This window comes from Sphingomonas daechungensis (genome assembly GCF_014489495.1).
Lineage (GTDB): Bacteria > Pseudomonadota > Alphaproteobacteria > Sphingomonadales > Sphingomonadaceae > Sphingomicrobium > Sphingomicrobium daechungense.
This window is the reverse complement of the sequence record NZ_CP060780.1, coordinates 2,329,935-2,356,284: the sequence shown is the minus strand read 5'-3', so window position 1 is coordinate 2,356,284 and position 26,350 is coordinate 2,329,935. Positions and strand designations below refer to the sequence as shown.

The following is a 26,350-nucleotide window of genomic DNA, read 5'->3' as shown; positions in this document are numbered from 1 at the left end:
CATGAGTCATTTTCTCGACCGCCTGACCTACTTCCGCCGGACACAGGAGAAATTCTCCGATGGTCACGGGATCACGACGGACGAGGCGCGCGATTGGGAAGATGCGTATCGGAAGCGCTGGGCGGCGGACAAGATCGTGCGCTCGACGCATGGCGTGAACTGCACCGGTTCCTGCTCGTGGAAGATCTACGTCAAGGGCGGCATCGTTACCTGGGAGACCCAGCAGACCGATTATCCGCGGACCCGGCCCGACCTGCCGAACCACGAGCCTCGGGGTTGCCCGCGTGGGGCTAGCTACAGCTGGTATCTCTACTCAGGCACGCGCATCAAATATCCGCTCGTCCGCGCGAGGCTGGTTCGCCACTGGCGGGAGGCGCGCAAGACGATGACTCCGGTCGCCGCGTGGAAGTCGATCGTCCAGGATACGGAGAAGCGCCGCGACTGGGTGTCGAAGCGCGGACGCGGCGGGTTCGTACGGGTCGGCTGGGACGAGGTGACCGAGCTGATCGCGGCCGCCAATGCTTATACGATCAAGGAATATGGTCCGGACCGGGTGGCGGGCTTTTCGCCGATCCCGGCGATGTCGATGATCTCCTACGCGGCGGGCAGCAGGTACCTGTCCCTCATCGGCGGCAACCTCCTGAGCTTCTACGATTGGTATTGCGATCTGCCGCCGTCGAGCCCGCAAACCTGGGGCGAGCAGACCGACGTTCCGGAAAGCGCCGACTGGTACAATGCCGGCTTCCTGCTCGTGTGGGGCTCGAACATCCCGATGACGCGCGCGCCCGACGCGCATTTCTATTCGGAGGTGCGATACCGCGGCGCCAAGAGTGTCGTCATCGCTCCGGACTACAACGAGGCCGCGAAATTCTCCGACATGTGGCTCCATCCGAAGCAGGGCACCGACGCGGCGCTGGCGCTCGCCTTGGGCCATGTCGTCCTGCGCGAGTTCCACATCGACCGGCAGGTGGAATATTTCGAGGGTACACTCGGAAATACTCAGACTTTCCGCTGCTCGTGAAGCTGGTCGAACGGGAGGGCAGGCTCGTTGCGGACCGTTTCGTCCGGGCAGCCGATTTTGGCGGCAAGATCGCGAAAACCAACAACCCGGACTGGAAATGCGTCGCCTATGACGAGCTGACCGGCAAGCTGGTCGTACCGGCAGGGGCCGCAGGTCATCGGTGGGGCGACCCGGGCAAGTGGAACCTCGAGGAGATAGACGAGGGAGGCAAGGGCGTCAGGCTGCGGGTGACGCTCGCGGAAGACCATGACTCAATCGAACCGGTGGCTTTCCCCTATTTCGGCGCCGACGCTCCGCACGACTTCGTCGCAACCGAGCATGATGACGTGCTGATGCGCAACGTGCCCGTCAAGGAACTGAAGTTCGCCGACGGCAGCAAGGGTTACGTCGCGACCGTCTTCGACCTGTTCTGCGCCAACTACGGCGTCGATCGAGGGTTCGGCGGAGACAATGTCGCCAAGAGTTTCGACGACGACGTTCCATTCTCGCCGGCATGGGCCGAGAAGGTCACCGGAGTGCCTCGACAAGCGATCATCCAGGTCGCGCGCGAGTTCGCGTCCAATGCCGAGATCACCAAGGGCCGCTCCATGGTGATCCTCGGGCCGGCCTGAACCACTGGTACCACATGGACATGAGCTATCGCGGGATCATCTCGCTGCTCGTGATGTGCGGATGCATCGGCCAGTCCGGCGGCGGCTGGTCGCACTATGTCGGACAGGAAAAACTTCGTCCGCAGACCGGCTGGCTGCCGCTGGCGTTCGGCCTCGACTGGACCCGGCCGCCGAGGCAGATGAACGGCACCAGCTTCTTCTACGCGCACACCGATCAGTGGCGGTATGAGTCCCTGAAAATGTCGGAGATTCTGTCGCCGCTTGCGCCGGAAGGCGACTGGTCCGGCAGCCTGCTCGATTACAACGCGAAAGCCGAGCGAATGGGCTGGCTCCCGTCGGCGCCCCAGTTCGACGCCAACCCGATCGAATGGGGCAACAGGCTGAAAGAGTCAGGCGCCGATCCGGCTCAGGCGATTGCCGGTGCATTCAAGTCAGGCGAATTGAAGCCCGCCAGCCTCGATCCCGACAATCCCGTCAACTGGCCGCGCAACATGTTCTTCTGGCGATCGAACGTTCTCGGAGCGAGCGGCAAGGGCCATGAATATTTCCTCAAGCATCTCGTCGGATCGATGCATGGTGTCATCGGCACTGACGAGGAAGCGGCAGGTCTTGAGCGGCCTAAAGACGTCGTCTGGCGCGAAGACGCGCCGGTCGGAAAGCTCGACCTCATGGTCAACATCGACTTCCGGATGTCGACCACCAGCATATACTCCGATGTCGTGCTTCCGACTGCCACATGGTACGAAAAGCACGACCTCAACACGTCGGACATGCACCCGTTCATCCACCCGCTTTCAGCGGCGGTGGACCCGGCTTGGGAGACCAAGAGCGACTGGAACATCTTCCGCGAGATCGCGAAGAAGTTCTCCGACGTCGCTCCCGAGGTTCTCGGGTTGAGCACGACCTCGTGATGACCCCGATTCAGCACGACACTCCGGGAGAGCTCGCGCAACCTTATGAGCCCAAGGACTGGCTGAAAGGGGAATGCGAACCGAGTCCCGGCAAGACCATGCCGAACGTGGCTCTGGTCGAGCGGAATTATCCGGAGACGTTCGCGCGCTTCACCTCGATGGGGCCGCTGCTCGAAAAGCTCGGCAACGGCGCCAAGGGCCTCAACTGGGACACGAAGCATGAGGTCGAACTTCTTGGCGATCTCAACGGCCGCGTTCTCGAGGGAACGACCGAGGGGCGGCCGAAGATCGATTCCGATATCGACGCCTGCGAGACGATCCTGATGCTGGCGCCGGAAACGAACGGCGAGGTTGCAGTGAAGGCCTGGGAAGCGCTGGCCAAGGTCACCGGTCGCGACCACTCCCATCTTGCCGAGGGCAAGGAAGAGGAAAAGATCCGTTTCCGCGACGTCGCTGCCCAACCGCGCAAGATCATCTCGTCGCCGATCTGGTCGGGGCTCGAGAGCGAGCACGTCTGTTACAACGCCGGTTACACCAACGTGCACGAGCTGATCCCATGGCGCACGCTCACCGGTCGGCAGCAACTCTACCAGGATCATCACTGGATGCGCGCGTTCGGCGAAGGCTTCGTCACCTGGCGGCCGCCGATCGACACGAAGACGGTTCGGCAGGTTCTCGGCAAGTTGCCGAACGGAAACACGGAGATCCTGCTCAACATCCTCACGCCGCACCAGAAGTGGGGCATCCATTCGACCTATACCGAGAACCTCATCATGCTCAGCCTGAACCGGGGCGGGCCGACCGTCTGGATCAGCGAGGATGATGCGAAGTCGGCGGGGATCGTCGACAATGACTGGATCGAGGTGTTCAACGTCAACGGCGCGCTGACCGCCCGGGCGATCGTGTCGCAGCGCATCATGCCCGGTTCGGCGATCATGTATCACGCCCAGGAAAAGCTGACGAACACGGTCGGATCTGAAATCACCGGTCAGCGCGGCGGCATCCACAACAGCGTCACGCGCATCAACATGAAGCCGACGCACATGATCGGCGGCTACGTCCAGCTTGCCTACGGCTTCAACTATTACGGGACCGTCGGCGCCAACCGCGACGAGTTCGTGATCGTCAGGAAGATGAGCCAGGTGAACTGGTTCGACAAGGCGGCCGACGACGCGATGAACGTCGAGGGCGGGACCGCGGACTGGGGAACCGGCGTCAGAAGCGATCAAGCCTCCCGAAAGGAGGTGGCGCGATGAAGGTCCGCGCACAGATCGCCATGGTCCTGAACCTCGACAAGTGCATCGGCTGTCACACCTGCTCGATCACCTGCAAGAACGTCTGGACCAACCGAGAAGGCGTCGAATACGTCTGGTTCAACAACGTCGAGACGAAGCCCGGCATCGGCTACCCAAGGACTGGGAGAACCAGGAGCGCTGGAAGGGCGGCTGGGTCCGCAAGAAGAACGGCAAGATCGTTCCGCGGCAGGGCGCGAAATGGCGCATCCTGTCGAAGATCTTCGCCAATCCGCACCTGCCCGAGATTGACGATTTCTACGAGCCGTACACGTTCGAATACGAATGGCTGCAGAATGCGCCGGAGCTTCAGGCGCAGCCTACAGCGAGGCCACGATCGCTGGTCACCGGCGAAAAGCTCAACAAGATCGAGTGGAGCGGTAACTGGGAAGACATGCTCGGCGGCGAGTTCGAGAAAAGGAGCTGCGACTACAATTTCGAAGGCGTCGAGAAGGAAATCTACGGCCAGTTCGAAAAGACGTTCATGATGTACCTGCCGAGGTTGTGCGAGCACTGCCTGAACCCGGCATGCCTCGCGTCCTGCCCGTCAGGCGCGATCTACAAGAGGGCGGAAGACGGCATCGTCCTCATCGACCAGGAGAAGTGCCGCGGCTGGCGGATGTGCGTGTCGGGCTGCCCCTACAAAAAGATCTATTACAACTGGTCGAGCGGAAAGTCGGAGAAGTGTATCTTCTGCTACCCGCGCATCGAGACGGGCCAGCCAACGGTATGCTCGGAAACCTGCGTCGGCAGAATCCGATACCTTGGAGTGGTCCTCTACGATGCCGACAGGATCGAGGCCGCGGCTTCGGTCGAGGATCCGAAGGACCTGTACCCGGCTCAGTTGGACGTATTCCTCGATCCTAACGACGTCGCGGTGCAGGAAGCCGCACGCGCCGAAGGCATTACCGACCAATGGCTCGAAGCGGCAATGCGCTCGCCCGTCTACAAAATGGCCGTCGAGTGGAAGATCGCCTTCCCGCTGCACCCGGAATACCGGACTTTACCGATGGTCTGGTACGTCCCGCCGCTGTCGCCGATCCAGTCGGCGGCCGAGGCCGGCAAGATGTCGGTGCAGGACGGAATGCCCGACGTGCGGTCATTGCGCATTCCGCTGCGCTACCTCGCCAACCTGCTGACCGCCGGCGACGAGGAGCCGATTGCAGCCGCGCTTGAGCGGATGCTCGCGATGCGCGCCTACATGCGTGCGAAGAGCGTGGAGGGCCGCATCGACGAGAGCATCCCCGGGCGTGTGGGCCTGACGCGCAACCGGATCGAGGAGATGTACCGGATCATGGCGCTGGCGGCCTATGAAGATCGGTACGTGATCCCGACCGCCCGGCGCGAGCTGGACGAGGACGCCTATGTGCTGCGTGGATCTTCCGGCTTCGGCTTCCGAGAAGGGACACAGGGCAGGACCAAGGTCAACCTGTTCGGCGGCGGTGCCGACAAGGCAAGAGCCAAGCGCGAACCTCGAATGGACATTTCTTCATGAAGCTGACCCTGAGATCGCTCGCCGCTTTGCTTGGCTATCCTTCGGCGGAGCTGAAGGAAAATGCCGGCGAGATTCGCCACCTGCTTCGATCGGAGGGGGTACTGCCCACTGTTGAACTGGCAAGGTTGGAATCGCTTCTGGGGCGGCTCGAAACGACGGAGCTTCTAGACCTGCAATCCGCCTACAGCGAGTTGTTCGACCGCTCGCGCTCATTGTCGCTGCACCTGTTCGAGCACGTCCACGGCGACAGCCGTGAGCGCGGCCAGGCGATGATCGACCTCGGCCAGCAATATATGGAAAGCGGCTTTTTCCTTGAGGCCAGCGAGCTTCCGGACTTCGTGCCGGTGTTCCTCGAATATGCGTCGTGCCTGTCGGCACGGGATGCGCGCGAGATGCTTGTTCAGCCCGTGCACGTCTTCGCTGCACTCGCGGAACGTCTCGACAAGCGGGAAGCGCCTTACGGAGCGATCTTCCACGCGCTGATCGCTTTGTCGAAAGTGCGAGTGGACGCCGATGCTCGCGCACTGGTCGACGAGAACACACCGGCGGAAGATGCCGCCGATATCGATGCCGAGTGGGAAGAGGCGCCCGTCTCTTTCAACCTCGGCGGAGCGCATGAAATGGGTGGACCGACCGGCGTCGTCGCCAAGATCAGGGCCTCGAACCGCCCGGTGAACCAGGAGGTTGCACGATGATGGATTTCATCAACCAGCTCGCGTTTGGCTGGTATCCCTATCTCGCGGTGACGGTCCTCGTCGTCGGGAGCATCCTGCGTTTCGATTCCAACCAGTACAGCTGGCGCTCGCAATCGAGCCAGTTCCTGCGACGCCGTCAGATGGTCCTCGGCTCGAACCTCTTCCATATGGGCATCCTGGTTCTGCTGGTCGGCCATTTCATCGGCCTTCTGACGCCGATCAACGTCTTCGACGCGCTTGGGGTCAGCCACTCGTTCAAGCAGACCACGGCATTGGTCGTCGGCGGGATCGCGGGTTTGTGCGCGTATGTCGGATGCACCCTGCTATTGCATCGAAGGCTGTTCGACCCACGGATCCGGAAGAGCTCGTCAGTCGGCGACATCCTCGTCCTGGTGCTGCTCTGGTCGCAGCTCACGCTCGGGCTGCTCACCACCTGGTGGACTTTGAAGCACCTCGACGGGAGCGAGATGGTGAAATTCATGCGCTGGGCGAACGGCATCCTCACCCTCAATCCGGGAGCGCCCGATCTGATCAAGGAGGTCGCGCTCGTCTACAAGCTGCACATCATCCTTGGCCTGACTCTGTTCCTGATCACGCCCTTCACTCGCTTGGTCCATATCTGGAGCGCGCCCGTCTGGTACCTGCTTCGGCCCGGCTTCCAGATCGTGCGGACGAGGCGTGCGAAGGGCGCGGCGGCTTCCCCGACCCGCGGACCGGCCGGCGGCGCTCCCAGCTACGGGGGACCGACCGTGCTTCGCCAGATGGCGGAAAGCGGGCAGGAGGGCGCATGAGCCGGCGCCTCGACGTGATCAATCTCGGCGATCCGGCGCAACGGCCGGCGCCGAAGATGATGAGTTCGTGCGAGACGGGCGGGTGCGGCGGCGGTCCCGAGCCTCTGATCCCGCCTCCGCCAACGTTCGGCGAGGTCCGCGTCAACGGCGTCGAGATTACGCCGGAAGCGATCGCTCAGGAAATCCAGCACCACCCGCGCCGGACGCCGAAACGGCGTGGGTCGAAGCCGCGCGCGCTTTGGCGGTTCGAGAACTGCTGCTTCAGGAGGCACGTCGGGCGGGTATTTCGGTTAGCCAGGCAGGGGACGAGGCTGGCCGCACCGAGGTCGAGGAGGATGCTCTCATCCACGGCCTTCTCGAAGAGCAGGTCCTTCCAGTCGAGCCGGGCGAATCTGAGTGCCGCCGTTATTACGATGCGAACCTCGATCGGTTTCGTACGCCGACGCTCTTCGAAGCAGCGCACATTCTGATCGAGCCTGACGGCGTGGATGAAGACGCGTGGACTCTGGCGTTTGAGAGGGCGCGGAAGATCATCGGCGAGATCGGCGATGATGCTTCGAAGTTCGCAGCGGCGGCCCGAGCGCATTCAGGCTGCGCATCGGCGCAGCAGGACGGGTCCCTGGGTCAAATCCGACGCGGCGAGCTCGTTCCGGAAATTCATTCAGCGCTGGAGGCACTTCCTGACTGCGGGACCTCCAGGGAGCCGGTCAGGTCGCGCTTCGGCTGGCACATCCTGAGACTGCACCGCCGTAACGAGGGCCGGACGATGACGTTCGACATGGTACGCGAGCGTATCGCCGACATGCTGGAAGCACGGAGTTGGTCGATCGGTGCGGCCCGGTACGTCGCGGATCTGGCTGCTCGCAACCACATCGAAGGCATCCGCATCGAGGGTACCAGCTGATGCCGCTGCTTGGGGACATGCTGGCGGAAGCGCGGAACTCGTCCGGCAGCTTCCAGGCATGGCTCGAACGCTCGGATCCGCAACTTGCGGGCGAAGTGAAGCGCGCCGCCGTCCAGCAGGGCATGACTCCGACTGGCTACGTCCGCATGGCCATGTCCGACTTCAACCGTTTCGCTTCGGAAGAGGACTGGGCGACTCTGACGTCCAGCCTCAAGAGCACGGATGATCCAGGGACGGCATGTCTGCTCGCGATGGTCCACTGGCGCTTGACGGTGCGCGGATGCAGCGAGCACGCTCCCCACGTTTCCATCCAGGAAGGGATGAGAATGAACGAGCAATCTAGAGACGAGCCTAGAGACACTCCGCTCAACCCCGCCTCAAGAGCGGGACCGAGACGATCTACCCTACGACGGAGTCGTCACCCGCTCCAATCGACACGACGTCGGCAACGGAAAATGAAGGTGAAGGATGGCCGATCGTCTGGCTGATCGTCACGGTCGTCGGCGTCGCGCTGGCCGTCTATTTTCTGCTCTAGCGCGACTGTCCGGGCAACTCGCGGACAAAGCAGGCGGTATCGAGTTTCAGTCCGAGCCGCTCCAGCCCCTCGCGGGCCCGTGACGACGGTTCGGCGGTACGCGCACTGACGGTCAAGTTCACCGCGCTGCAGTTGAGATCGACTGCGATCCGCTCAAGTTCCCGGCAGAGCATCTCCCTGACGCGGTCGTCGCCGCGCAGTTCGAATGCCACGATCACCTCCACGTCCAAGGTCTTTTGGTGACGTAGGTTCCCGACGGGCCGATAGGCCGCCACACCGTGAACGCAGTTGTCGGGCGCCGTTACGGCAAGCACGCCGCCGTCTCCCGCGAGGAGTTCCCTGCCGAATACCTGCCATCGTTCAAGGCTGACGCGCGTTGCCGAGCGGATGAGCGGATAAATCTCGGCCAGCCGGTCCAGTCCAACAGCTTCAACGGTCAAATCCGGCATTCATCCTCTTGGCGCAGTCATTCGGAACGATTGAACGCTAGGCCGGATCAGCTATTTGAATGTTGAGCCAGATCATTCGCTATTTCGGGCTGTGACCGAGCAGGACGAGCAACTTGCCTTACGTGCCGACTGGTAATCTGACATCACTGCCAGAAGGGCATCCGTGTGCGGACTGTCCCGTCCGGCCAATCACGATCTGCCGCGGCCTCGATGCTCCCACGCTTGCCGGAATGCGGGGGCTCGGCACGATGCAACGTCTCCGGCCGGAGCAGTCGGTCTTTCACGAGGGCGATCCGGCAAAGCGCGTGTTCATGGTCACTCACGGAGCACTCAAACTCTATACGCTCCTGGCCGATGGGCGGCGGCAGATCACCGGCTTCATGTTCCCGGGCGACTTCCTCGGCGTCAGCGTCGACCAGGAATATGCGTTTACGGTCGAAGCTCTCGAAGAGACGGAATTGTGGTGGTTTTCGCGAGACGCTTTTGATCGCTTTATCGCTGAGCATCCCCAAGTCGAGCGGGAGCTCTACCGCTTGGCCGCGCACGAGCTGGCGGAGGCGCAGCGGCAGATGGTGCTGCTTGGCCGCAAGGCCGCGGCAGAGCGTCTGGCGAGCTTCTTCCTCTCGCTCCTCGAGCGTGCGGAACGCGCGAGCGGCCTTCCCGAGAGGACCTTCGACCTGCCCATGAGCCGGATCGACATCGCCGATTATCTTGGGCTCACCAAGGAAACCGTGAGCCGGATGCTCGCGCACCTCCGAAGCCGCGGCCTCATCCGCCTTCAGGCTCAGGATCGCGTCGAAGTCCTCGACCGTGACGGTCTGCGCTCAATGGCGCAGGGTGAGAGTGTCGGATTGGCCTAGGCCGGGGAGGTCTTTCGTCCGCTAGATCGTCAGATGCCGGCTTACCACTGGTAATCCGTGCTGTCCTCCCAGTAGCCGCCCTTGCCCGGTACACGTCCGACAGGCTCTCGACCGCCTGAATTCGCTGGATGTATTTGGCGTGCTTGTACCCAAGCTGACGCCACCGCGCATCGTCCTCAGTGGACGGCGGTGCTCGTTGGTTCGGCGGGGCGGGTCCTACAGAGTCCATTCAGCCTGAAGCCACAGCTTGCGCGTGTCGGCGCCGAAGTCCTTCGCGTCATAGTTGGCATACTTCAGCAGCAGGCCAACCTTGCCGATCTTGAATCCTGCCGACGCGTCCCACTCCGTCCCATATTCGAGATTGCTTCGGGCGCTGTCGAACTGATGGAAGGCGACATTCGCATTGAGGCCGGGCAGCATTTTGACACCCTCGAATGTCCGTCCGACCGAGAGATAGGCATCTTCGAGGCCGTTGGGCGGAGTGGTCAGGAACAGGTCCGCCCAGCCGTTGAACTTATGGAGCGTGGCGAGCGGCGTCTGAACTGCTCGGCCATTGTCGCTGCCAAGCCGTTCCCATCCGCCTGTGATGTTGAAACCGGCGAGCTTTGTTCCCGCTTCGAATGACCAATAATCGGCGGCATAGTCGAATGGATTTCGACCGTAATCCGACTGGCGTGCGTAGCTCGCGCGGAGTGAGAACTCCGTTGCTTTCCCCAACGGAACCGAACCGGCGAGATATCCGCCGTAGGTCTGGCTGCTGTTCGGCAGCGCGAAGCCTTCGTCATAGTCGATCAGGTAGCTGAACAGCTTGCCCTGAATCGGGCCGAGCTTGGTGCCGAGACCGGCGAATATGAACTTGCCGCCGATTGCGGCTCTTGGACCGGCATCTCCACCGAAAATGGTTCGCTGGCTGATGGCATAGGTCAGGTCCAGGAAAACCGGTCCGACTGCCGCTTCGCCTCGGATCGCGTCGAATGTTTGCTCGTTCTGCCGCCAGCCGACGGAGCCGACCCATCGCTGGTCATCGAGATTGATCCGCTGACGGCCGGCGGTGACGGTGAGCTCCTTCGACTTGTACTGCAGCTGCAGCCGGTTGAGCTCGACATTCTGCGGATCCGAAACCACGGCGAATTGCGGCCGCCGCTGGCCATCGATGATGACGAACGGGAAGGCATTGTAGTCGTTGACGGGCGCCAGCGTTCCCTCGCCTTCGGCCAGGATCGAGAATTTTCCGAGCCTCGCTTCCGCGCCTGCACGCAAGCGCAGCGTCAGGGCATCGGCCTCGAGCGGGCCCTGATCGACGGATTCGTAACGCAGTCGCGCGTCGACGATCGGCTTGATTTGCAGGTGATCGGGTTCTTGAGTGTTGTCCGCTCCAGCGGCGAATGCGGGCGTTGAAAGCGCGAGCAGCGCAAGGAGAACGCCCGTCGCCCGAATGAGGTGGTTGTTCACGCGCATTGCCCCTGCTCACTTGTTGTTACTTTCTGCGCCACTAGGCGGGATGGCGCACTGTCGAAGTGATCTATCGCAAAGCTATGCAGTCCGATCAGGACAGGCTGGGCGCTGGGAGGGTCGATGGACGGAACGACGATTGTCTGGATTGCGACGCTAATGGCTGTCGCGGCGGCGCTCTATTCAAGCGTCGGCCACGGTGGTGCATCCGCCTATCTCGCAATCATGGCGTTGTTTTCGGTAGCGCCTGAGACGATGCGCCCGACGGCGCTTGCCCTGAATCTGGTAGTCGCGACGTTCGCTGCCGGGCGTTTCGCTTTGAAAGGACAGACCGACTGGCCCATTCTTTCGGCATTTGCGGTGACTGCTGTGCCTGCCGCGTACATCGGCGGCAGCATGGAGCTTGCGCCTTCGATTTACCGGCCGCTCGTCGGAGCAATGCTGCTGCTCGCGGCGGTGCGCCTGTTCTGGCAGCCTGAACGTCTCGCAGCCCGGCCGGCACATCCACCTTCTTTGGCAGTAACGCTGCCGGCCGGAGCGGCTCTCGGCCTGCTCGCCGGCCTCACCGGCACCGGGGCGGCATATTTCTGAGCCCTTGATTATCCTGTTCGGCTGGGAAGATGCGCGGAAGACGTCCGGCATCGCGGCGGCCTTCATCGTGCTCAATTCGGCGGCTGGCCTCCTCGGCAATCTAGCGAGCGTACAGCGGCTTCCCGCCGAATTGCCGATCCTCGTCGTATCGGTCTTCGCCGGCGCTCTGCTTGGAACCTGGTTGGGCGTCTCACTCCTTCCTCGGTGCCGGCTGCTCCAGGGATTGGCGATCGTCCTTGTGATCGCTGCGATGAAGCTGTTCTTTACGTGAAGATCGCTGTCGTCATTCTCGCCGGCGGTGAAGGCAAGCGCATCGGCGGAAACAAGCCGTTGCGATTGCTGGGCGGAGTCAGCTTGCTCGAAAGAGCCGTGTGTTACGCGTCTGGCATTTCAAAGCTCTGCGCCGTCGCTGTCCGGGACGAGACGCAAATCGGGAACATCGGGATCCCCGTTGTTCGAGACGATCCAGAAATCGAGGGCCCGCTTGGCGGCCTTGTAGCCGCACTTCGCTTTGCGCGTGACGAGGGCGTCAGTGCGGTTCTGACCATACCGGCCGACATGCCGTTTCTGCCCACCGATCTTGCAGATCGACTTCTGGATTCGATCGGGCAAAGCCGTGCGGTGATCGCCTGCAGCGGCGGTCATCAACACCCGGTTTGCGGCTTATGGCGGACCGAAGGGCTCGACGCCTTCGCTGAATATCTCGCGTCGGGACGTCGATCGTTGAAGGGTTTCGCTAAGATCGTCGGCTACGTGGCCATCGACTGGCCAGTCGATCCGCTCGATCCCTTCTTCAACATTAATTCGGAACAGGATCTCGCTGAGGCCGAGCGCCTGCTGGCCTGACCCCTCTTTCCGAATAACCTGCCGCCAACCGGCGAAGTTCGCTCGACCAGTGTTGCTGCCGCGCATGCTTCGGCCGTGCAAGGAACGAGACATTCCCACTTGTCATCGTTTCGATCGCTTCTTCGTAAAGCGCGGCAAGCTGCCCGTGCGCTCGGCGAGCTTCCTCGCACGACGCCGCATCCGCTCTGCTTCGTTCAACCTGCTGTCGATAAAGAAGATAATTCAGGTCCATCAGCGCCTGTCCCGCTTAGGCGGCGCATTGCCATGCCGGCCCCGCCGCCGCCTGGATCAACGCGGCCCTTGCCCGGCATTCCGCCGCTCGCTCCAACATATGAACCCGCCCATCGGGTCTGCTCATGAAGGCGGCGAGATGCTCGAACTGATCCGCTTGTTGGCTGAGCTCAAAGAGGCCTTGGCGGCCGAACGTCGATGGAAGGGCCATGCCACTGGGATTACGGCTCCGGCGGGCTTCCGCATTGATCTCGGTCAATCCGGGGCCAGTTAGAAGTCCAGCGCCCTGATCTCGTCGCCCGCGTGAATGTCCGGCGAATTGGCGTTCTGACGGACGAGCAGGTCGGCGTCGGCGAGCACCTTCTGTGCACTGGAATCCTGGAAGGCGAACACCTCCACGTCATTTCCGCTCCAACGGGCGCGGTGGAACGTTTCGCGTGCGCCGCAGTCCCTGAGCGCTGTTTTTAACGTGGCGGAACGCCAGCGTAGCGCCTCCATCGGCTCTCTCCCGGAGAGGCCTGCAAGGAGGGGCGCGAGCAAAAGCCGGGCAGTCACGAGTGCCGAGGTCGGATTGCCCGGCAGGCCCATCACCAGCGTACGCCCCGACCGACCGAACCAGACAGGCTTGCCGGGTTTGATGGAGACCTTCGAGAAGATGAGCGAGAGGGCCGCAGATCCGAACATCGCCTTGGCGAAGTCTTTCTCGCCGACGGACGCTCCGCCGTGACGAGCACGAGGTCCGAAGATGCAATTGCGTGAGCGGCGGCTCGTTCCATGGACGAAAGGTCGTCGCGAAGTCTTTGGCGACTCACGATGGAACCGCCCCATTCGCCGACCAGCGCTGCCACACCCAGGGAGACGCTCTCGGGAATTGCATCGGGCCGCTCCGCGGCCATCCCGGGCTCCGCGAGTTCGTCGCCTGTGCTCAGGATCGAGACCCGCGGCCGTTTGAAGACTTCGACTTGGGCGATGTCTGCGGCGGCCGCGGCCACAATGGCTCGTTTGTCGAGCATTCGGCCGGGCCGGAGAAGCTCGTCACCATATTTGAAGTCGCCGCCACGCTCGCGGATATGCCGGGCCTTTCCGGGTTGCTCCTCGATGATCGCGTGCTCGCCGTCACGACGTACGTTCTCCTGAATGACGACCCGGTCGGCTCCTTCGGGCACTGGCGCTCCGGTGAAGATGCGGACGCATTCGCCCTCGCCGATCGACCTGCTCCAGCCGCTACCCGCGAAGGACTCGCCCACGACTTGCAGTCGCGCGGGCAGCGCCGTCAGGTCAGCCTCACGAACGGCGTAGCCGTCCATCGCCGAGACGTCACAGCGGGGCGACGCGATTTGCGCAATGACGGGCGCAGCAAGAACGCGGCCGGCAGCTCCGTCGATCGGGGCGCTTTCCTTTGCGAGCGGCCGAGCTGCAGCGCGGATCCGCTCTAAAGCCTCGTCGAAGCTGATCATGATTGGCCGGACCGGTCCCAATCGCCAGACTTGCCGCCGCTCTTCCCCGCAACCTCGATGCCGCCGATGATCATGGTTCGATCGATTGCCTTGAGCATGTCGAAGAGGGTCAGGCACGCAACGGATACCGCGGTGAGCGCCTCCATCTCGACGCCCGTCACTCCATTGGTCCGGACCTCTGCTCCGATACGAAAACCAGGCATCGCATCGTCCATCTCGATCGCGACCTCGGCCTTCGTGAGGGAAGAGGATGACAAAGCGGGATGAGTTCGGCCGTCCGCTTCGCGGCCATGATGCCCGCCAGTTCGGCCGTGGCGATCACCGCCCCTTGGGGTGGTTCCTGCCCGCACCTGATCGAGTGTTGCAGGCAGACAAGTAAGCGAGCCAACCGCCCTCGCCGTGCGCGCCGTCACCTTCTTGTCGGATACGTCGACCATCCGCACTCTGCCGCTTTCGTCCAGATGCGTGAGCTGGCTCATGCGCAAAGGTGCCTCAGTCGTGGAATCTGGCCAGCGAGAGAGCAGGGACGATAACGGCTATCGAGCTCCTTCGAAAGCACGAGGTCCCAGCCGTCGCGGCACGCGCCGCTCGATCCGGGCAGGCAGAAGATGAACGTATCGTCAATCTGTCCGGCGCAGGCGCGGACTGGAGTGTGGACAGGCCCACGGTGCCGGAGCTCGCCTGGTGGAACAACACGGAAAAACCGTCCATTTCCCGTCGGAATAGTGGCCTTACGGCTTCGGGAGTGACGTCTCGCGGCGCGAAGCCCGTACCGCCCGTCGAGATGATCACGTCGACTTGCGGGTCGTCGCTCCACGCCTGGACCAGGCCCCGGATCGCCTCGACCTCGTCCTTTACGATGGACTTGCCGGCAAGCTCGTGGCCAGCCTGCTGAAGCCGGTCGGCAAGCAGTGCGCCCGACTTGTCGGTTTGCTCGTCACGCGTGTCCGAGATCGTGAGCACTGCGATGCGAAGCGGATAAAAGGTCAGGCTCTCGTCTATTCCCGCCAAGTGTCACTCCCAACGGCCACGATCCGCATAATCTTTCTCGGTAGGCTCGATCCAGCTGGAGCCGGACGGGCCTTCCTCGCGCTTCCAGAATACGGCCTCGGTCTTCAAGCGATCCATGAGATAGTCGACAGCTTCGAATGCTTCTCGCCGGTGCACTGCGGATGCCCCGGCGAAAACTATCGCCTCGCCCGGCCGGATGTCGCCGCAGCGGTGGACCACACGCACATGGCTGACCTTGAAGCGCGCGGCCCCGTGTGATGCAATCTGCTCTAGCGACGCTGTTGTGAGATGGGATGACGCTCAAGGACGAGCTTCTCTACCTGCTGGCCACCGTGAGCGGTGTCCCTGGCCAGGCCAACAAACGTAACGACCGCGCCATCTCCACCCGCAACCCGCGTGAGTTCATCCAACTCGGCAGCGGGATCCAGGCGGTGGTCTTCCAGGCGTGCGTAGACTGACATCAACCACCCGACACGGGTGCCAGGAACTCGAGCACCGCTCCGTCGGGAACTACATCCGTGTCCCGGGCGATCTCGTAGCCGATGCAGGCTCTTACTCGCTTGTGCTGCAGCGATTCTGCGCCGAGGGATGTTCGATGGCCAGCCTGTCTCGCAGGTCAGCGACCGTGCAAGGCGTATCGACGGCGATCTCCCGTTCACTGCCGAACAGGTCCGCCAGCTTTCCGTAGAACCGAACCTTCAACGCTCTATCCTGCTGTGGGAGCAGCCATCCGTCGGCGTTTCCGCCGAACTGGCTGTCAGGTCAACTCAGCCCGGCGGCCCCTATGGATAACGGCAAGAGCTCCGGCGAAGCGAAAAGGGGAAGCCTGGCCAGAGCTCTTTCCGTCAAATTGCCCGGTGAGCGGGCTTCGAGATGATCCGATGGGTGGGGATTAGTAGTTGGCTGCACCGGATCTCTCGTTTTTCTTCATGAACCCATGCGATGCGCGGGCGATGATTCAGATCATTTCTAGTCGGCACCGCGCTGGTCCCCGCGCCTCGCCCGCGTGCTTTTCCTGTAGCTTTTGATTCACCTTCTTCCCCTCTGCGTACGGAGAGGACGGTCCGTCATTCGATTTCATTCACCCGGAGGGAGCTCCGAGCGTCCCGGCGCGGCGCTTCTCGCCGCTTGAGAGCTGCAGGAGCTAATGTCGGGTTTGGGTGGAAAGCGGACATTCCCGCCGAGCTCGGCCGCTTCCGCTCCCTCAGGACGTTTGCTCCGCCAGCAACGCTTCTACGTGACGCAACTTATCCGGGTTGCGCACGATGTAGAGCGCGGTGATCTTTCCGCCTCGGACTTCCAGCGCCGTGGTCTGCAGCACCTCTCCGCGATCGATGCTCACGAAGCCGGGAAGGCCATCGATCATCACGTTACATAGCAATCGCGGTCGGTAGGCAGCCTTTCGCGCCAACCCCTCGAACAAGCGGATTACGCGATCCATGCCGCGGACGACGTTACGGAAGGCAAGCACCTTGCCGCCACCATCGGAAAAGACCGCGACCTCGTCCGCAAGGATTCCGCTCAACATTTTAATGTCGCCTTTCGTGCTGGCCTCATGAAAGGCGCGCACGAGTTCCGACGCGCTTTGCGGCGATAGCGTAAAGCGGGGTCGCGCCTCACGTACGTGGCGGCGGGCGCGAGATGCGAGCTGGCGAACCGCTGCGGGCTCACGTTCCAGCGTGGCCGCCACTTCGTTCAGTGGGGTTTCGAAAATGTCATGCAATAGGAAGGCGGCGCGCTCGAGTGGGAGAGCCTCTCCATGGCCATCATGAGCGTCAGGGTGACGTCGTCGGCAATTGCCTCCTCGTCGGCTTGCTGCAACAGCGGCTCCGGCAACCAGGCGCCGACATATTCCTCGCGCCGAGCCCGCGCCGATTTCAGCTGGTCGAGGCACAGGCGAGTCACGATCCGGGTGAGATAGGCGGCCGGCACGTCGACTCCGCCGCTGACTACTGCCCAGCGGGCCACGCGTCCTGGACGACGTCCTCCGCCTCGCTCAGCGACCCCAGCATGCGGTAAGCGAGGCGCAGCAACCGCGGTCGCTGCGCCTCGAAGACGGCCAGGCGCTGGTCAGGCTGCATCGCGCATCGCTGCGCCACGTGGCGGATGAGCGACGTGGAAGCCGACCTGAAGTCGATTCCAGACGTTGATCGCGCCGATGGCGAAGGTCAGTTGCACCCGCTCCTCCTCACTAAATTGTTCGGCGAGCGCGTTGTACGCGTCGTCCGGTGCGCCATCATCCGCGACCCGGGTCAGGGCTTCGGTCCACGCCAGCGCCGCCCGCTCGCGCTCTGAAAAGAGGTACGAGTCCCGCCAAGCGTTGAGCAGGTACAGCTTCATCTCGTCCACTCCACGCTTACGCAAGTCGCTGGTGTGCATGTAAATGCAGAAGGCGCAGCCATTGATCTGGGACGCGCGCAACTTCACCAGTTCCAGCAGTTCCGGATCGATCGCTTGGGCCAGCGCTTGCTCGAGCGCGACCATTGCCTTGAAGCCGGCGGGGAACACTGCAGACGGGTTGTCGAGGCGGGGGTCATAGTCGGTCTCCTTGTAACGAGCATCGAGGCGCTCGAAACAAATGACGAGACAGGTCCGACCGATGTGACATCGGTTCGAAGAATGTTGAAAAATTGTCCCACGCCGGACGCCAGCCAATGTCCGCAATGGGTCGAAAGCGGACGGAAACGCGTGGAGTAAGTCAGGCGAGGGCGATGGCCAGGATGGTGAGGGTGTGGCCGTTGGGGAGTTCAATCTCATCGCCCAGCTCAGCGCCAAGCATTGCCCGAACTAGCGGCGCATTGAAGCCGATGCGTGCGGTCGCCGGGTCGCTCTCGTCGTGGCCGACAATCTCAACAGTCCGAGACTGATTGTCGCGCCTGTAGGTCACCAAAGTACCAATCGCGACAGTCTCGCCAGAGGGCGCCGGTGCCAACTGAGCGCTGGCTTGGCGGGCGTGCCAGTAGCGAGCATCTCGCAGCACGGCATTGCGCTCCTCTTCCGGAAGCGGATCCGCGAGACGAGCCTCAAGTTCGGCGACACGCGCTTCGATTAACGCGAGCCCGCGTGGCGTTACGAGGTTCGGGCCTGGAGGAATGGGCAGCTCGAACCTGGGCTCGAGATGCTCCTCGTCGCTCTCGCGTCGGAATGCGACGCTCATTGAACGGGATGTCCTTGGCTCATGCCCGTGAGGGTAGACACGTCCGCAACGGGTGGAAAGCGGACGCTAACGCGGCTTTGACGGCACCGGGTCGTAAAGAACGGAGTCGGTATGTCGCGCCCGGATAGCGGCTAGCTCCTCGACGGTCAGCGGCTTGGCCGGCTCACCGGCTGGGACAGATATGTCCCGCTGATACTTGTCGAAGCCGGGACGTGAGAAGACAGCCATGAGCGAGATAGGTTCCTTGCCGTCGTTCGTCAGCCGCACACCCGTGTTCGGCGGCATGAAGATGATGGTGCCGGGCCCAACCTTCGCTTCTTTGCCATCCAGCCACGCCGTGCCTGTCCCAGCGTGAATGAAGAGGATTTCCTCGGAGTGCGGATGTCTGTGGGGCGAAATAGTTTGCCCGACCGGCACGTCCTCCGTGAAGATGACGAAGTCCTTGGCTCCGCCGTTGCGCTCATCCACTTTGATGAGGAATGGCGCGGCCAGCGTAGAAAGCGCCGACGGCGGTGGACGCCGCATTCGCGGCTCCCCATCAGTTGGCTGAAGGACAAGCGGCTTGCTTGCGCCCGAGCCACGCACGTCCTGATGCGGTTGAGCCATTGCCGATGCGCCGCAGAGCAATGCCGCGGCGATCGCGAATGGAAGCGACGAGCAGCGGTTCATCATCGAAGCACCTCCCCGACCTGCTTAACATCAGGAGGCGTGAATGTCCGCTTTGGGTCGAAAGCGGACATTAGGCGTCAGGTATTAGCGCGCTACGCCGCGCTGGTCCCCGCGCCTCGCCCGCCTGCTTTTCCTATCGGTTTTGCTTCACTTCTTTTCCCCTGAAATGAGAGAGGAAGCGCATTGCCACAATTTGCTTCACCTAGAGCGTGCTGAACTACCACTCCCCATAGGCTTCCGCGGCAAATGGATGCTTTGGGTCGAAAGCTGCCAGCACGCTTCATCCATATTCGCCTCGGCCTGGGATGACGTGTCTGATGCCTCCACGTGGTCGCGCAACGTCACCACTCCTGCGAGGAATTAGGTGCAAGTGGGCGTGCATGATCGTTTGGCCAGCTGCGGCACCATCGTTCACGCCGACGTTGAACCCTGCAATCGTCCCGTCTTCCGACTGCAGCGACGTTCTCTGCGACACGCTCAGCTGATGCACCGCATTCAGTTCTGGTTGCGTCAGGTCGAGGTAGCTTGCGACGTGGCGCTTCGGGATGACTAGCGTGTGAAGGTGCGTGACAGGGAAGCCATCACGACGAACATAGGCCAGCTCGTTCTCTGCGACGATGCCACTTCTCGCCGTTTCACAGAACAAGCAGCCAGACTCTCGTTGCTGGTAGAGGTTTTTGTGATCCCGAAAGTCCGTGTCGTCGCGATCACGCTTCGAGGCGTTGCAAGTATAGCAGAGCGCCTGCAGGTTCGAGATGTCATCGCTGCCGCCATGATTGCGCGGGACGATATGATCGACCTCGAGAGCACGCTCATCGGCAGATACACCACACAGCTCGCATCTGAATCGCGCCCTCTTCAGGACTTCGTATCTGATGCTTCCTGAAAGAATCCGGCCCTGACGACGACGATGTGACCAGACTGCAGCTCCTCGTGCAGCGAGGTAGCGAGCGATCTGCTCATCGCAGATCCCGATCAGCTCGCGTCGCTCGTCTTGAGAAAGCTCTGGCGCTGCCACCAGCTCGTATTCGCGCCCTTCGCGTCGAACGAGATCAGGCTTCGACGTGAGTACGCGGCCGACCATGTTCTGAACGACCTGCTCGTAATACTCGACTTGAGAGGGATCGTGTTCGAGGATAGCGCGGGCGATGGCCTCTCGGCTGGCTCTTCCACCATTCAGCAGGAGCTCGCGCAGCATCAGGGGCTGGTAGATGTGCGACATGCGCATCTCGCTGGTGAGGAATTTTTTAAGGCGCGCGGAGCTCGGATTCACAGTGCTAGCCGCAGGACCACATACGCGCTTGGGCAGTCGATCATCAGCGCACGATGGCAGGCGCCCTTAACGGCAGCAATGGGTCGAAGGCGGACGGTCAAGCGGTTGCGAGAATAAGCCAATCGGCTATTTCCCTACGAGTGACTGAGCATCGCGGCGGTTTACCTGTTCTGGCCTTCGGCAACGCCGCAAGTTTTGAAGAGTGGCTGGACGATCAGCCTGCGGACGTTGCTGGGCATGGCTAAAGCTTCCGAAGAAATCGGCGAGCGCGCCAAGCCTGACAAAAGCGGAAGCGGTAGATGTTGCGCTTTGTTACGGGTGGATCGACGGACAACTCGACAAATACAACGGCCAATATTGGCTCGTGCGTTTCACTCCGCGAAAAGCTCGCAGCAAATGGTCTCAGGTGAATAAGAAGCGAGCAATGGAGCTGCTCGCCGAAGGCCGGATGCGAAAGTCGGGTGTCGCGCAAGTCGACGCTGCCAAGGCCGATGGCAGGTGGGACGCAGCATATGCGCCGGCAAGTTCGGCGAAAATCCCCCCTGATCTTCAGGATGCACTCGACGCCAATCCTGAGGCAGCTAAGTTCTTTGCAACGCTGAAGGGCGCGAACCGATACGCAATTCTCTACCGCATCGGCTCCGTCAAACGCCCCGAGACGCGCGCTAGGAAAATTGCCGACTACGTCGCCATGTTAGAGCGCGGCGAGACCATTCACGGCTAGGTCGGCGGACGGCGAATGTCTGCTTTGGATCGAAAGCAGACGCTCCGGCAATGTCGCGAATGGGTCGAAAGCCGACATTAGCGCTTACTGCGAACCCGCCGCGGGGCGCTTGTCCCGCGCCTCGCCCGCGCGTCTTTCCTATCAGTTCTGACGCACCTCTCTCCCTCTGACGCAGGAGAGAAGGGTCCCTGACGCGTTTTGATGCACCTAGCGCGCTGCTGAAACCCCGCGCAGCGCTCAGCCCCGCGCCTCGCCCGCGTGCTTTGCCTAGCGTTTTGCTTCACGCCGACCACGAGCCCTGCAACGGGGCTGCAAAAACCGACCTGGGAGGTTAACTAGGAGGTCGCTGGTTGGAATCCAGCGGGGATCACCATCAAGTCGCGGAGTGAGCGTGCCGAATTTCGACGATATGTTTGACCGCGTCAGCGGGATAGTGAACGCAGGCGGGTCGACAAGGCAGAGCAAGAGCGCCGCGAGAAGGAAGCACGGGACGCGCAATATGCGCGGGACAAGGAGGCTCTGATCGCCAAAGTCATGCCGGTTCTCGAAGACGCAAAGCGGCGCTTCGAGGCCAAAGGTGTTCCGGTGATCATCACTGACAACTGGTCGACCATCCCGCGTCTCCAGCATCCGGAAATCCAGTTCTACTGCGCCAAGGGCGACCAGCCGAACAAGTGGGCGGCAAATACAATGCGCGCGGACGAAGCGCCTTCTTCTCCATCCGCGACGGCAAGTTCCAAGTGGGCCTTGGCAAATATGCTGGTCACGCGGTTGGGAGTGAGACGCTGAAAGGCGACGACGAGGAGATTATTCACCGCGCGATCGAGCAGGCGTTGAGCAGCTACTTCGAGGCCATCGAGGAAGGCGAGCGCTAACCCTCTAGCGGCTCGATCACGTCGAGGTAGAAGGCTCCGCCCTTCCAATCTCGCTCGACGCCCGCCGCCTCCGCGTCGTCGTACTTCGCCTTTCCGAAGTAGCGTTCTTCCCCATCAACCTCGATCTTGATCACGAGATCGCCGTTGTTCCGGCCGGTGTCGTCCGAGCAGATCACGCGGCGTTCGAGGATCACAGCGCCGTCGTCGAGGCGAGCGCCCGAGACCTCCTGAATGGCAATCGGCTCAACCTGCTCGTCGCGGCTGTAGATCACGCGCTCGGGATAGAATTCGATCCTGATGGGACGCGGGCAGTTCTGACGGCAGTTCGGCTTCCCGTTGGAGGATGCGGCGAGCCTTGATCCGTGGGCCGTCCGTATACCGCTCGAAGCCATGCTTCTCCCAAAACGTCAGCGACGTGCGCGGGCGCACTCAACGTCCAGGATGTTCACGTTGTCGCGGCGGGCGCGAGCGATAGCCGCGTTGAGCAGCGCGGTGCCGAAGCCTTGCCGCTGCTTGTCCTTCCTTACGTTCGCTATGTCAGGTGAGTAGTGGCCGAGTTGGAATGCGATAGCTTCGCCGCCCTGCCGGATCACGTAGAAGTCCTCATCGTCGAGGGCCTTCGGGAACAAGTTCCGGTTGCACCAGAAGCCCTCGCCGTCCTCCTCGTACTCGCGCTCAAGCCAGCCGAGCACCTGATCGAGGTCTGCTTTCGTGCCGAGCACCACGTCGTCGGCTGTCGGTAGTCGGTCTTTCATGGCTGTTACATAGGCAGTGATCGCGGTGCATGAAGCGGGCTATCAGGACGACAGCAACTGTTCCCCGTTTGTGCCGTTCATTTTTTGCTGTATTTAGGCGGCGGGCCGGGGAGCGTAAGTGGCACAGAGTTCCGAGATAGAGTGGACAGACGCGACGTGGAATCCGGTGACGGGTTGCACGAAGATCGGTCCCGGCTGCGACAACTGCTATGCTGAGCGCTTCGCTGAACGCTGGCGAGGGATTCCGGGCCATGCTTACGAGCAAGGCTTCGACCTGCGCCTATGGCCTTCCCGCTTGGGCCAGCCAGCCGCGTGGCGACGGCCTCGGATGATCTTCGTGAACTCGATGAGTGACCTGTTCCACAAGGACGTTGATCGCAGGCACATCGACCGCGTTTTCGACGCGATGGAAGACGCCGATTGGCACGTCTACCAAGTGCTGACTAAGCGCAGCTCCTTAATGCGCGACTACATGCGCCGCCGTTATGGCAACCAGCCGGTCCCGCGCCATATCTGGCTTGGCGTGTCGGTCGAAGATGCACCGCGCTCGAGCCGGATCGAGCACCTCAAGCAGATCGACTCCGAGGCGCGGTTTATCTCCTTCGAACCGCTGCTCGGCCGGATTGGCGAAGTGGACCTGTCGGGCATCGCGTGGGCGATTGTCGGCGGCGAGAGTGGACCCGGCGCAAGGCAGATGGACGGTCGCTGGGCAACCGAAATCCGAGAGCACTGTGAGCGTGACGGCGTTGCGTTCTTCTTCAAGCAATGGGCGGCGCGCGGCCCAAGTCCGGCGGTCGTCTCCTCGATGGTGAAGAGTGGAATGGCTTCCCTTGGCAGATCGTGCCGGAGCCAATCTTAGCATCGCTACGGCAATGAGGAGCGGTCTTTGGCAGCGCAGCTTGAGCAGTATCAGGGTCGAGAACAGTCGTTCATCAAGCACGAGTTCCTGACGCAATATCTCCAAACTGCGGCCTACAAGACTCTCCAAGGACGCTCATCCACCTTCAACTTCGTGGACGCGTTCGCGGGCCGTGGAGCGTCACAACTGACGATTGTTCCGATGCCTCGTTCGATCAGGCATTACGGACCTTGGAAGCAGTTCGAGCCGACTTGGGAAAGAATGGCGTCCGTGGCCTGAAAATCCGCTTCTGCTTCTGCGAGCGTCGGCCGGAAGCCGTTGAGCGTCTTCGCGCCTACGCTGAGCAGCACAGCGCGTTCGAGATTCACGTCTTTCCCGGCTCCTTCGAAGACAATCTCGACGAGATCGCGAGAGCCTGCCGCGACGGCTTCACCTTCACGTTCATTGACCCCACGGGGTGGGACATTCGATCAGAGCCGGTCTTCGCGTTCTTGAAAAAGATGAACGGCGAATTCTTGCTCAACTTCATGGCCGAGCATGTGAACCGCCACGCCGGGTTTTCGAGCGTCGCGGCGTCGTTCGGCAGGTTCCTTGCTGACCCTGACTGGAAGGACGAGTTCAACGCCCTGCCAGCGTACCTCAGCAACGAGGAGCGCATTCTGCTGCTGTTGAAGCAGAAGATCAAAAGCAGCGGCGCGGCAACTTATGCGCCCGACATGACGATCCTCAAACCTCGCGAGAACCGCCGCAAGATGCGCCTCGTCCTCGGCACCCACTCCCGGAAGGGCGTCGCGGTATTCCGCGACGTTCACGAGAAGGTCGAACTCAGCGAAATGCAGACGAGGGCGACGATCAGCCAAGAAGAGACCCACCAGCCGGGATTTTGGTCGGTCGCGGAGGTAAGCGAATCGCAGCAGCAGGCGAGGGGCGTCGGGTCCGCTAATCAACGATACGCGGCCGAACGTTTGATCATGGAAGCGCTCTCGCGCGGCCCTGCGCGCTTCGACGATCTCGCCGCTGAGGTCATGGAAGCTCACGCAATGCGTCTTACGCAGACGAAAGACTTGCTCAATGTGATGAAGGCCCAAGGCCTCCTCACGTTCGATCTACCGGGAAGGACGAAGAAGCCGCAGCCGGACACGGTGATCACGGCTGTACCGCAGGCCTAACTGCCCAAAAAAATTCGTCAGCTGGACCGGCAATCGCTGTTGTAAGATCGCCCTTACAACAGTGGACTGTTGCGCCGGCTGATTTTCAGGTCACCTCAGGAAACCCTCACGAGCGGAGGGTTGAATGACACTAGCCGGATCAATGCGGGCCTCAACGAGCGGATCTCAGACCCCAGAGGCGTCCGATGATGGTAGATTGCTCGATCCTCTCTTGCCCGTTGTTCCAGGCAGGAACACCGCGGCGAATGACAATCCCGCAGACTACGACCTGCAACCTTGCCTTCCCATCACAGACGAGGAAGTAACATTGCTTCACCGATACCTCAGTCGAGAGATTCTCGGGCTGTTTTCCTGAGGAGCGTTATGGTCACGAAGCCGGCATCTTCCCTTGAAGCTGTAGCAAGCTTGCAGCGAGCCGCGGCTTATGTGCGTGTCTCGACCAATCGGCAGGCTGAACATGAGACCAGCCTTGCCGATCAGGTGGCTGCGATCACGTCCTACTGCGAAGCGCGTAATATCGAGCTGGCAGAGGTGTTCCGGGAGCCGGGCGCGTCAGCGACGGATGACAATCGCCCGCAGTTCCAGGCGATGATCGAGGCAGCAACGTCGCGTGAGCGGCCTTACGATTTGATCATCGTTCACAGCTTCAGCCGCTTCTTTCGCGATCAGTTCGAGTTCGAGCGCTACCGTCGCAAGCTCGCAAAGACGAAGGTGAACCTGGTCTCCATTACCCAAGACGTTGGCGAGGGTGCGACTGGCGACCTAGTTCGATCCATCCTCAGCAAGTTCGACGAATATCAGAGCGCCGAGACGGCCAAGCACGTGCGGCGCTCGATGGTCGCCAATGCCCGGGATGGCTTCTGGAATGGGGCGGTCGCGCCGCTCGGCTACAAGGTCGTGATTGCCGAGCGCCGCGGCGACAAGGATAAGAAGGTGCTCGCTCTGGACGAAGCCGAGGCATCAGTCGTTCGGAAGATCTTCTCACTCTATCTGGAGGGCGACGGTTCTTCAGGCCCGATGGGCATCAAGAAGATCGTCTCCTGGCTCAACGGCCGGAACTATACCTATCGCGGCAAGCCCTTCCACGTCTCCAACGTGGACGTTGTGCTTCGGCGTACGACCTACATGGGCACGCACTACTTCAACCAGAAGGATTCCCGGAGCGGCGAACGACGACCGCGCGAAGAGTGGGTGCCGATCGCTGTCCCATCCATCATCGACGAAGAGACGTTTCTGACGGTCCAAGCACGACTTGGGCAGCGTAACCCGAGACGGACACCCGCGAGGGTCGTCTCGGGGCCCACGCTTCTGACGGGTATTGCCCGTTGTGGGTGCCCGGACTGTGGCGGCGCCATGACCATCCGAACCGGCAAGTCTGGTCGGTACCGCTATTATGCCTGCTCACGGCGAGCCACGCGGGCGAGACTGCCTGCACGGGCCGTTCCATCCGGATGGAGAAGCTGGATGGGATTGTTCTCGCCGCGCTCGAGGAGCGAGTACTGGCACCCGAGCGTCTTCCCGAGCTGCTGACGGCGTTTCTGGAGAAGAGCGACGAGTCTGATCAGCGGAGGCGTGAGGAGCTTGCACTGCTCCGCGCTGCCAAGACCAACAGCGAGGGCGCGCTCAACCGGCTTTATGAGCTCGTCGAGCAGGGACTTGCCTCGCCAGGCGATTGGGACTTTGCCGAGCGCCTGACCCATCATCGGCACCGCATTGC

35 protein-coding genes and 2 pseudogenes are annotated in these 26,350 nt (G+C 61.9%); 21 read left to right on the top strand and 16 right to left on the bottom strand.

The window, feature by feature from the left end:
• The first annotated feature begins 1 nt into the window (after position 1).
• The 9 genes from H9L15_RS19860 to H9L15_RS12695 all read left to right on the top strand — a co-directional run bounded on the left by H9L15_RS19860 (position 2) and on the right by H9L15_RS12695 (position 8,208).
• Positions 2-1,021 (top strand): molybdopterin-dependent oxidoreductase, encoded by a 1,020-nt coding sequence (locus tag H9L15_RS19860; RefSeq protein ID WP_317617528.1) that lies wholly within the window; start codon positions 2-4, stop codon positions 1,019-1,021.
• Positions 1,018-1,632: a hypothetical protein gene (locus tag H9L15_RS19855; RefSeq protein ID WP_317617527.1), complete on the top strand. Its 615-nt coding sequence runs from the start codon at positions 1,018-1,020 to the stop codon at positions 1,630-1,632. Before H9L15_RS19860 ends, H9L15_RS19855 begins: the two co-directional genes overlap by 4 nt.
• 14 nt (positions 1,633-1,646) lie before the next feature.
• Positions 1,647-2,543, top strand: coding sequence for a molybdopterin-dependent oxidoreductase (locus H9L15_RS19850; RefSeq protein ID WP_317617526.1), 897 nt, complete (start codon positions 1,647-1,649; stop codon positions 2,541-2,543).
• A complete protein-coding gene (locus H9L15_RS19845) occupies positions 2,543-3,799 on the top strand; it encodes a molybdopterin dinucleotide binding domain-containing protein (RefSeq protein WP_317617525.1) in 1,257 nt (418 codons plus the stop codon). Before H9L15_RS19850 ends, H9L15_RS19845 begins: the two co-directional genes overlap by 1 nt.
• Before the next feature lie 40 nt (positions 3,800-3,839).
• Positions 3,840-5,330, top strand: coding sequence for a nitrate reductase subunit beta (gene narH, locus H9L15_RS12715; protein ID WP_317617524.1), 1,491 nt, complete (start codon positions 3,840-3,842; stop codon positions 5,328-5,330).
• A complete protein-coding gene (gene narJ, locus H9L15_RS12710) occupies positions 5,327-6,025 on the top strand; it encodes a nitrate reductase molybdenum cofactor assembly chaperone (RefSeq protein WP_187714326.1) in 699 nt (232 codons plus the stop codon). The genes narH and narJ overlap by 4 nt, the downstream gene beginning before the upstream one ends.
• Positions 6,022-6,816 (top strand): respiratory nitrate reductase subunit gamma, encoded by a 795-nt coding sequence (narI, locus tag H9L15_RS12705; protein ID WP_187714325.1) that lies wholly within the window; start codon positions 6,022-6,024, stop codon positions 6,814-6,816. Before narJ ends, narI begins: the two co-directional genes overlap by 4 nt.
• A gap of 238 nt (positions 6,817-7,054) precedes the next feature.
• A complete protein-coding gene (locus H9L15_RS12700; RefSeq protein ID WP_187714324.1) occupies positions 7,055-7,720 on the top strand; it encodes a peptidylprolyl isomerase in 666 nt (221 codons plus the stop codon).
• Positions 7,720-8,208 (top strand): hypothetical protein, encoded by a 489-nt coding sequence (locus H9L15_RS12695; protein WP_187714323.1) that lies wholly within the window; start codon positions 7,720-7,722, stop codon positions 8,206-8,208. The genes H9L15_RS12700 and H9L15_RS12695 overlap by 1 nt, the downstream gene beginning before the upstream one ends.
• 43 nt (positions 8,209-8,251) lie before the next feature.
• On the opposite strand, the gene H9L15_RS12690 is transcribed toward H9L15_RS12695, so the two are convergent.
• Positions 8,252-8,704 (bottom strand): hypothetical protein, encoded by a 453-nt coding sequence (locus H9L15_RS12690; protein WP_187714322.1) that lies wholly within the window; start codon positions 8,702-8,704, stop codon positions 8,252-8,254.
• A 248-nt stretch (positions 8,705-8,952) separates the two neighbouring features.
• Here H9L15_RS12690 and H9L15_RS12685 point away from each other — a divergent pair, with 248 nt between their 5' ends.
• A complete protein-coding gene (locus tag H9L15_RS12685) occupies positions 8,953-9,564 on the top strand; it encodes a helix-turn-helix domain-containing protein (protein WP_187714321.1) in 612 nt (203 codons plus the stop codon).
• A gap of 216 nt (positions 9,565-9,780) precedes the next feature.
• Here H9L15_RS12685 and H9L15_RS12680 read toward each other — a convergent pair whose 3' ends face one another.
• Entirely contained in the window at positions 9,781-11,022 is a 1,242-nt protein-coding gene (locus H9L15_RS12680) for an alginate export family protein (RefSeq protein ID WP_187714320.1), read from the bottom strand.
• A 117-nt stretch (positions 11,023-11,139) separates the two neighbouring features.
• Between H9L15_RS12680 and H9L15_RS12675 the strand changes: the two genes are divergently transcribed.
• From H9L15_RS12675 to H9L15_RS17935, 4 genes are all read left to right on the top strand, one after another.
• Entirely contained in the window at positions 11,140-11,607 is a 468-nt protein-coding gene (locus H9L15_RS12675; protein ID WP_187714319.1) for a TSUP family transporter, read from the top strand.
• Between the two features lie 4 nt (positions 11,608-11,611).
• Positions 11,612-11,878 carry a hypothetical protein gene (locus H9L15_RS12670; protein WP_187714318.1) on the top strand — a complete coding sequence of 89 codons (267 nt, stop codon included), beginning with the start codon at positions 11,612-11,614 and terminating at the stop codon, positions 11,876-11,878.
• Positions 11,875-12,453, top strand: coding sequence for a molybdenum cofactor guanylyltransferase (mobA, locus tag H9L15_RS12665; RefSeq protein ID WP_187714317.1), 579 nt, complete (start codon positions 11,875-11,877; stop codon positions 12,451-12,453). Before H9L15_RS12670 ends, mobA begins: the two co-directional genes overlap by 4 nt.
• A 145-nt stretch (positions 12,454-12,598) precedes the next feature.
• Complete coding sequence (locus H9L15_RS17935) at positions 12,599-12,958, top strand: hypothetical protein (RefSeq protein ID WP_223276246.1); 360 nt, start codon at positions 12,599-12,601, stop codon at positions 12,956-12,958.
• Here H9L15_RS17935 and H9L15_RS20500 read toward each other — a convergent pair.
• From H9L15_RS20500 to H9L15_RS20495, 5 genes and pseudogenes are all read right to left on the bottom strand, one after another.
• A complete protein-coding gene (locus tag H9L15_RS20500) occupies positions 12,955-13,368 on the bottom strand; it encodes a molybdopterin-binding protein (protein ID WP_398286199.1) in 414 nt (137 codons plus the stop codon). The two genes, H9L15_RS17935 and H9L15_RS20500, sit on opposite strands and share 4 nt — an antisense overlap.
• Entirely contained in the window at positions 13,272-14,141 is an 870-nt protein-coding gene (locus H9L15_RS12660; RefSeq protein WP_223276243.1) for a molybdopterin molybdotransferase MoeA, read from the bottom strand. Before H9L15_RS12660 ends, H9L15_RS20500 begins: the two co-directional genes overlap by 97 nt.
• Positions 14,138-14,620 carry a cyclic pyranopterin monophosphate synthase MoaC gene (locus tag H9L15_RS12655; protein WP_223276242.1) on the bottom strand — a complete coding sequence of 161 codons (483 nt, stop codon included), beginning with the start codon at positions 14,618-14,620 and terminating at the stop codon, positions 14,138-14,140. The genes H9L15_RS12660 and H9L15_RS12655 overlap by 4 nt, the downstream gene beginning before the upstream one ends.
• A pseudogene (moaB, locus tag H9L15_RS12650) lies at positions 14,617-15,152 on the bottom strand (molybdenum cofactor biosynthesis protein B). The gene H9L15_RS12655 and the pseudogene moaB overlap by 4 nt, the downstream one beginning before the upstream one ends.
• 3 nt (positions 15,153-15,155) lie before the next feature.
• Positions 15,156-15,613: pseudogene (locus H9L15_RS20495) on the bottom strand (molybdenum cofactor biosynthesis protein MoaE).
• 127 nt (positions 15,614-15,740) lie between these two features.
• Between H9L15_RS20495 and H9L15_RS12640 the strand changes: the two are divergent.
• Complete coding sequence (locus H9L15_RS12640) at positions 15,741-15,944, top strand: hypothetical protein (protein ID WP_187714316.1); 204 nt, start codon at positions 15,741-15,743, stop codon at positions 15,942-15,944.
• Positions 15,945-16,356: 412 nt separating this feature from the next.
• Here H9L15_RS12640 and H9L15_RS19840 read toward each other — a convergent pair whose 3' ends face one another.
• The 7 genes from H9L15_RS19840 to H9L15_RS12615 all read right to left on the bottom strand — a co-directional run bounded on the left by H9L15_RS19840 (position 16,357) and on the right by H9L15_RS12615 (position 20,176).
• Positions 16,357-16,680: a sigma-70 family RNA polymerase sigma factor family protein gene (locus H9L15_RS19840; protein WP_317617523.1), complete on the bottom strand. Its 324-nt coding sequence runs from the start codon at positions 16,678-16,680 to the stop codon at positions 16,357-16,359.
• A 167-nt stretch (positions 16,681-16,847) separates the two neighbouring features.
• Positions 16,848-17,120 carry a sigma-70 family RNA polymerase sigma factor family protein gene (locus tag H9L15_RS19835; protein ID WP_317617522.1) on the bottom strand — a complete coding sequence of 91 codons (273 nt, stop codon included), beginning with the start codon at positions 17,118-17,120 and terminating at the stop codon, positions 16,848-16,850.
• The gene (locus tag H9L15_RS19830; RefSeq protein ID WP_317617521.1) at positions 17,102-17,233 is read right to left on the bottom strand and encodes a sigma factor; all 132 of its coding nucleotides are present in this window, start codon (positions 17,231-17,233) and stop codon (positions 17,102-17,104) included. The genes H9L15_RS19835 and H9L15_RS19830 overlap by 19 nt, the downstream gene beginning before the upstream one ends.
• On the bottom strand, positions 17,223-17,660 hold the full coding sequence (locus H9L15_RS17915) for a carboxymuconolactone decarboxylase family protein (protein ID WP_223276240.1): 438 nt from the start codon (positions 17,658-17,660) through the stop codon (positions 17,223-17,225). Before H9L15_RS17915 ends, H9L15_RS19830 begins: the two co-directional genes overlap by 11 nt.
• 190 nt (positions 17,661-17,850) lie before the next feature.
• Positions 17,851-18,309 (bottom strand): GreA/GreB family elongation factor, encoded by a 459-nt coding sequence (locus H9L15_RS12625; protein WP_187714315.1) that lies wholly within the window; start codon positions 18,307-18,309, stop codon positions 17,851-17,853.
• 66 nt (positions 18,310-18,375) lie between these two features.
• A complete protein-coding gene (locus H9L15_RS12620; RefSeq protein WP_187714314.1) occupies positions 18,376-18,834 on the bottom strand; it encodes a cupin domain-containing protein in 459 nt (152 codons plus the stop codon).
• Positions 18,835-19,258: 424 nt separating this feature from the next.
• A complete protein-coding gene (locus H9L15_RS12615; RefSeq protein ID WP_187715901.1) occupies positions 19,259-20,176 on the bottom strand; it encodes an HIT domain-containing protein in 918 nt (305 codons plus the stop codon).
• Positions 20,177-20,675: 499 nt separating this feature from the next.
• On the opposite strand from H9L15_RS12615, the gene H9L15_RS17910 reads away from it, so the two are divergent.
• Positions 20,676-20,975 (top strand): YdeI/OmpD-associated family protein, encoded by a 300-nt coding sequence (locus tag H9L15_RS17910; protein WP_223276239.1) that lies wholly within the window; start codon positions 20,676-20,678, stop codon positions 20,973-20,975.
• A 674-nt stretch (positions 20,976-21,649) separates the two neighbouring features.
• The gene (locus H9L15_RS12605) at positions 21,650-21,850 is read left to right on the top strand and encodes a hypothetical protein (RefSeq protein ID WP_187714313.1); all 201 of its coding nucleotides are present in this window, start codon (positions 21,650-21,652) and stop codon (positions 21,848-21,850) included.
• Here H9L15_RS12605 and H9L15_RS12600 read toward each other — a convergent pair.
• Both H9L15_RS12600 and H9L15_RS12595 read right to left on the bottom strand, forming a co-directional pair.
• Complete coding sequence (locus H9L15_RS12600) at positions 21,847-22,122, bottom strand: hypothetical protein (RefSeq protein ID WP_187714312.1); 276 nt, start codon at positions 22,120-22,122, stop codon at positions 21,847-21,849. The genes H9L15_RS12605 and H9L15_RS12600 overlap by 4 nt on opposite strands.
• A 135-nt stretch (positions 22,123-22,257) precedes the next feature.
• Positions 22,258-22,605, bottom strand: coding sequence for a GNAT family N-acetyltransferase (locus H9L15_RS12595; protein ID WP_187714311.1), 348 nt, complete (start codon positions 22,603-22,605; stop codon positions 22,258-22,260).
• Between the two features lie 118 nt (positions 22,606-22,723).
• Between H9L15_RS12595 and H9L15_RS12590 the strand changes: the two genes are divergently transcribed.
• From H9L15_RS12590 to H9L15_RS12575, 4 genes are all read left to right on the top strand, one after another.
• Positions 22,724-23,464 carry a DUF5131 family protein gene (locus tag H9L15_RS12590; RefSeq protein ID WP_223276238.1) on the top strand — a complete coding sequence of 247 codons (741 nt, stop codon included), beginning with the start codon at positions 22,724-22,726 and terminating at the stop codon, positions 23,462-23,464.
• 27 nt (positions 23,465-23,491) lie between these two features.
• On the top strand, positions 23,492-23,743 hold the full coding sequence (locus tag H9L15_RS12585) for a hypothetical protein (RefSeq protein WP_187714310.1): 252 nt from the start codon (positions 23,492-23,494) through the stop codon (positions 23,741-23,743).
• A complete protein-coding gene (tcmP, locus tag H9L15_RS12580) occupies positions 23,716-24,633 on the top strand; it encodes a three-Cys-motif partner protein TcmP (protein WP_187714309.1) in 918 nt (305 codons plus the stop codon). The genes H9L15_RS12585 and tcmP overlap by 28 nt, the downstream gene beginning before the upstream one ends.
• A gap of 405 nt (positions 24,634-25,038) precedes the next feature.
• Positions 25,039-26,163, top strand: a complete 1,125-nt coding sequence (locus H9L15_RS12575; RefSeq protein ID WP_187714308.1) for a recombinase family protein — start codon at positions 25,039-25,041, stop codon at positions 26,161-26,163.
• Positions 26,164-26,350: the final 187 nt, after the last annotated feature.

What these genes read in the sequence shown, in the direction of transcription:
- H9L15_RS19860 (WP_317617528.1), top strand. Translation starts at nt 2, where the DNA reads ATGAGTCATTTTCTCGACCGCCTGACCTACTTCCGCCGGACACAGGAG.
- H9L15_RS19850 (WP_317617526.1), top strand. Translation starts at nt 1,647, where the DNA reads ATGGACATGAGCTATCGCGGGATCATCTCGCTGCTCGTGATGTGCGGA.
- H9L15_RS19845 (WP_317617525.1), top strand. Translation starts at nt 2,543, where the DNA reads ATGACCCCGATTCAGCACGACACTCCGGGAGAGCTCGCGCAACCTTAT.
- narJ (WP_187714326.1), top strand. Translation starts at nt 5,327, where the DNA reads ATGAAGCTGACCCTGAGATCGCTCGCCGCTTTGCTTGGCTATCCTTCG.
- narI (WP_187714325.1), top strand. Translation starts at nt 6,022, where the DNA reads ATGATGGATTTCATCAACCAGCTCGCGTTTGGCTGGTATCCCTATCTC.
- H9L15_RS12695 (WP_187714323.1), top strand. Translation starts at nt 7,720, where the DNA reads ATGCCGCTGCTTGGGGACATGCTGGCGGAAGCGCGGAACTCGTCCGGC.
- H9L15_RS12690 (WP_187714322.1), bottom strand. Translation starts at nt 8,704, where the DNA reads ATGCCGGATTTGACCGTTGAAGCTGTTGGACTGGACCGGCTGGCCGAG.
- H9L15_RS12685 (WP_187714321.1), top strand. Translation starts at nt 8,953, where the DNA reads ATGCAACGTCTCCGGCCGGAGCAGTCGGTCTTTCACGAGGGCGATCCG.
- H9L15_RS12680 (WP_187714320.1), bottom strand. Translation starts at nt 11,022, where the DNA reads ATGCGCGTGAACAACCACCTCATTCGGGCGACGGGCGTTCTCCTTGCG.
- H9L15_RS12675 (WP_187714319.1), top strand. Translation starts at nt 11,140, where the DNA reads ATGGACGGAACGACGATTGTCTGGATTGCGACGCTAATGGCTGTCGCG.
- H9L15_RS20500 (WP_398286199.1), bottom strand. Translation starts at nt 13,368, where the DNA reads ATGTTCGGATCTGCGGCCCTCTCGCTCATCTTCTCGAAGGTCTCCATC.
- H9L15_RS12660 (WP_223276243.1), bottom strand. Translation starts at nt 14,141, where the DNA reads ATGATCAGCTTCGACGAGGCTTTAGAGCGGATCCGCGCTGCAGCTCGG.
- H9L15_RS12655 (WP_223276242.1), bottom strand. Translation starts at nt 14,620, where the DNA reads ATGAGCCAGCTCACGCATCTGGACGAAAGCGGCAGAGTGCGGATGGTC.
- H9L15_RS12640 (WP_187714316.1), top strand. Translation starts at nt 15,741, where the DNA reads ATGTTCGATGGCCAGCCTGTCTCGCAGGTCAGCGACCGTGCAAGGCGT.
- H9L15_RS19840 (WP_317617523.1), bottom strand. Translation starts at nt 16,680, where the DNA reads ATGTTGAGCGGAATCCTTGCGGACGAGGTCGCGGTCTTTTCCGATGGT.
- H9L15_RS19830 (WP_317617521.1), bottom strand. Translation starts at nt 17,233, where the DNA reads ATGCAGCCTGACCAGCGCCTGGCCGTCTTCGAGGCGCAGCGACCGCGG.
- H9L15_RS12625 (WP_187714315.1), bottom strand. Translation starts at nt 18,309, where the DNA reads ATGAGCGTCGCATTCCGACGCGAGAGCGACGAGGAGCATCTCGAGCCC.
- H9L15_RS12620 (WP_187714314.1), bottom strand. Translation starts at nt 18,834, where the DNA reads ATGCGGCGTCCACCGCCGTCGGCGCTTTCTACGCTGGCCGCGCCATTC.
- H9L15_RS12615 (WP_187715901.1), bottom strand. Translation starts at nt 20,176, where the DNA reads ATGCTGCGCGAGCTCCTGCTGAATGGTGGAAGAGCCAGCCGAGAGGCC.
- H9L15_RS17910 (WP_223276239.1), top strand. Translation starts at nt 20,676, where the DNA reads ATGGAGCTGCTCGCCGAAGGCCGGATGCGAAAGTCGGGTGTCGCGCAA.
- H9L15_RS12595 (WP_187714311.1), bottom strand. Translation starts at nt 22,605, where the DNA reads ATGAAAGACCGACTACCGACAGCCGACGACGTGGTGCTCGGCACGAAA.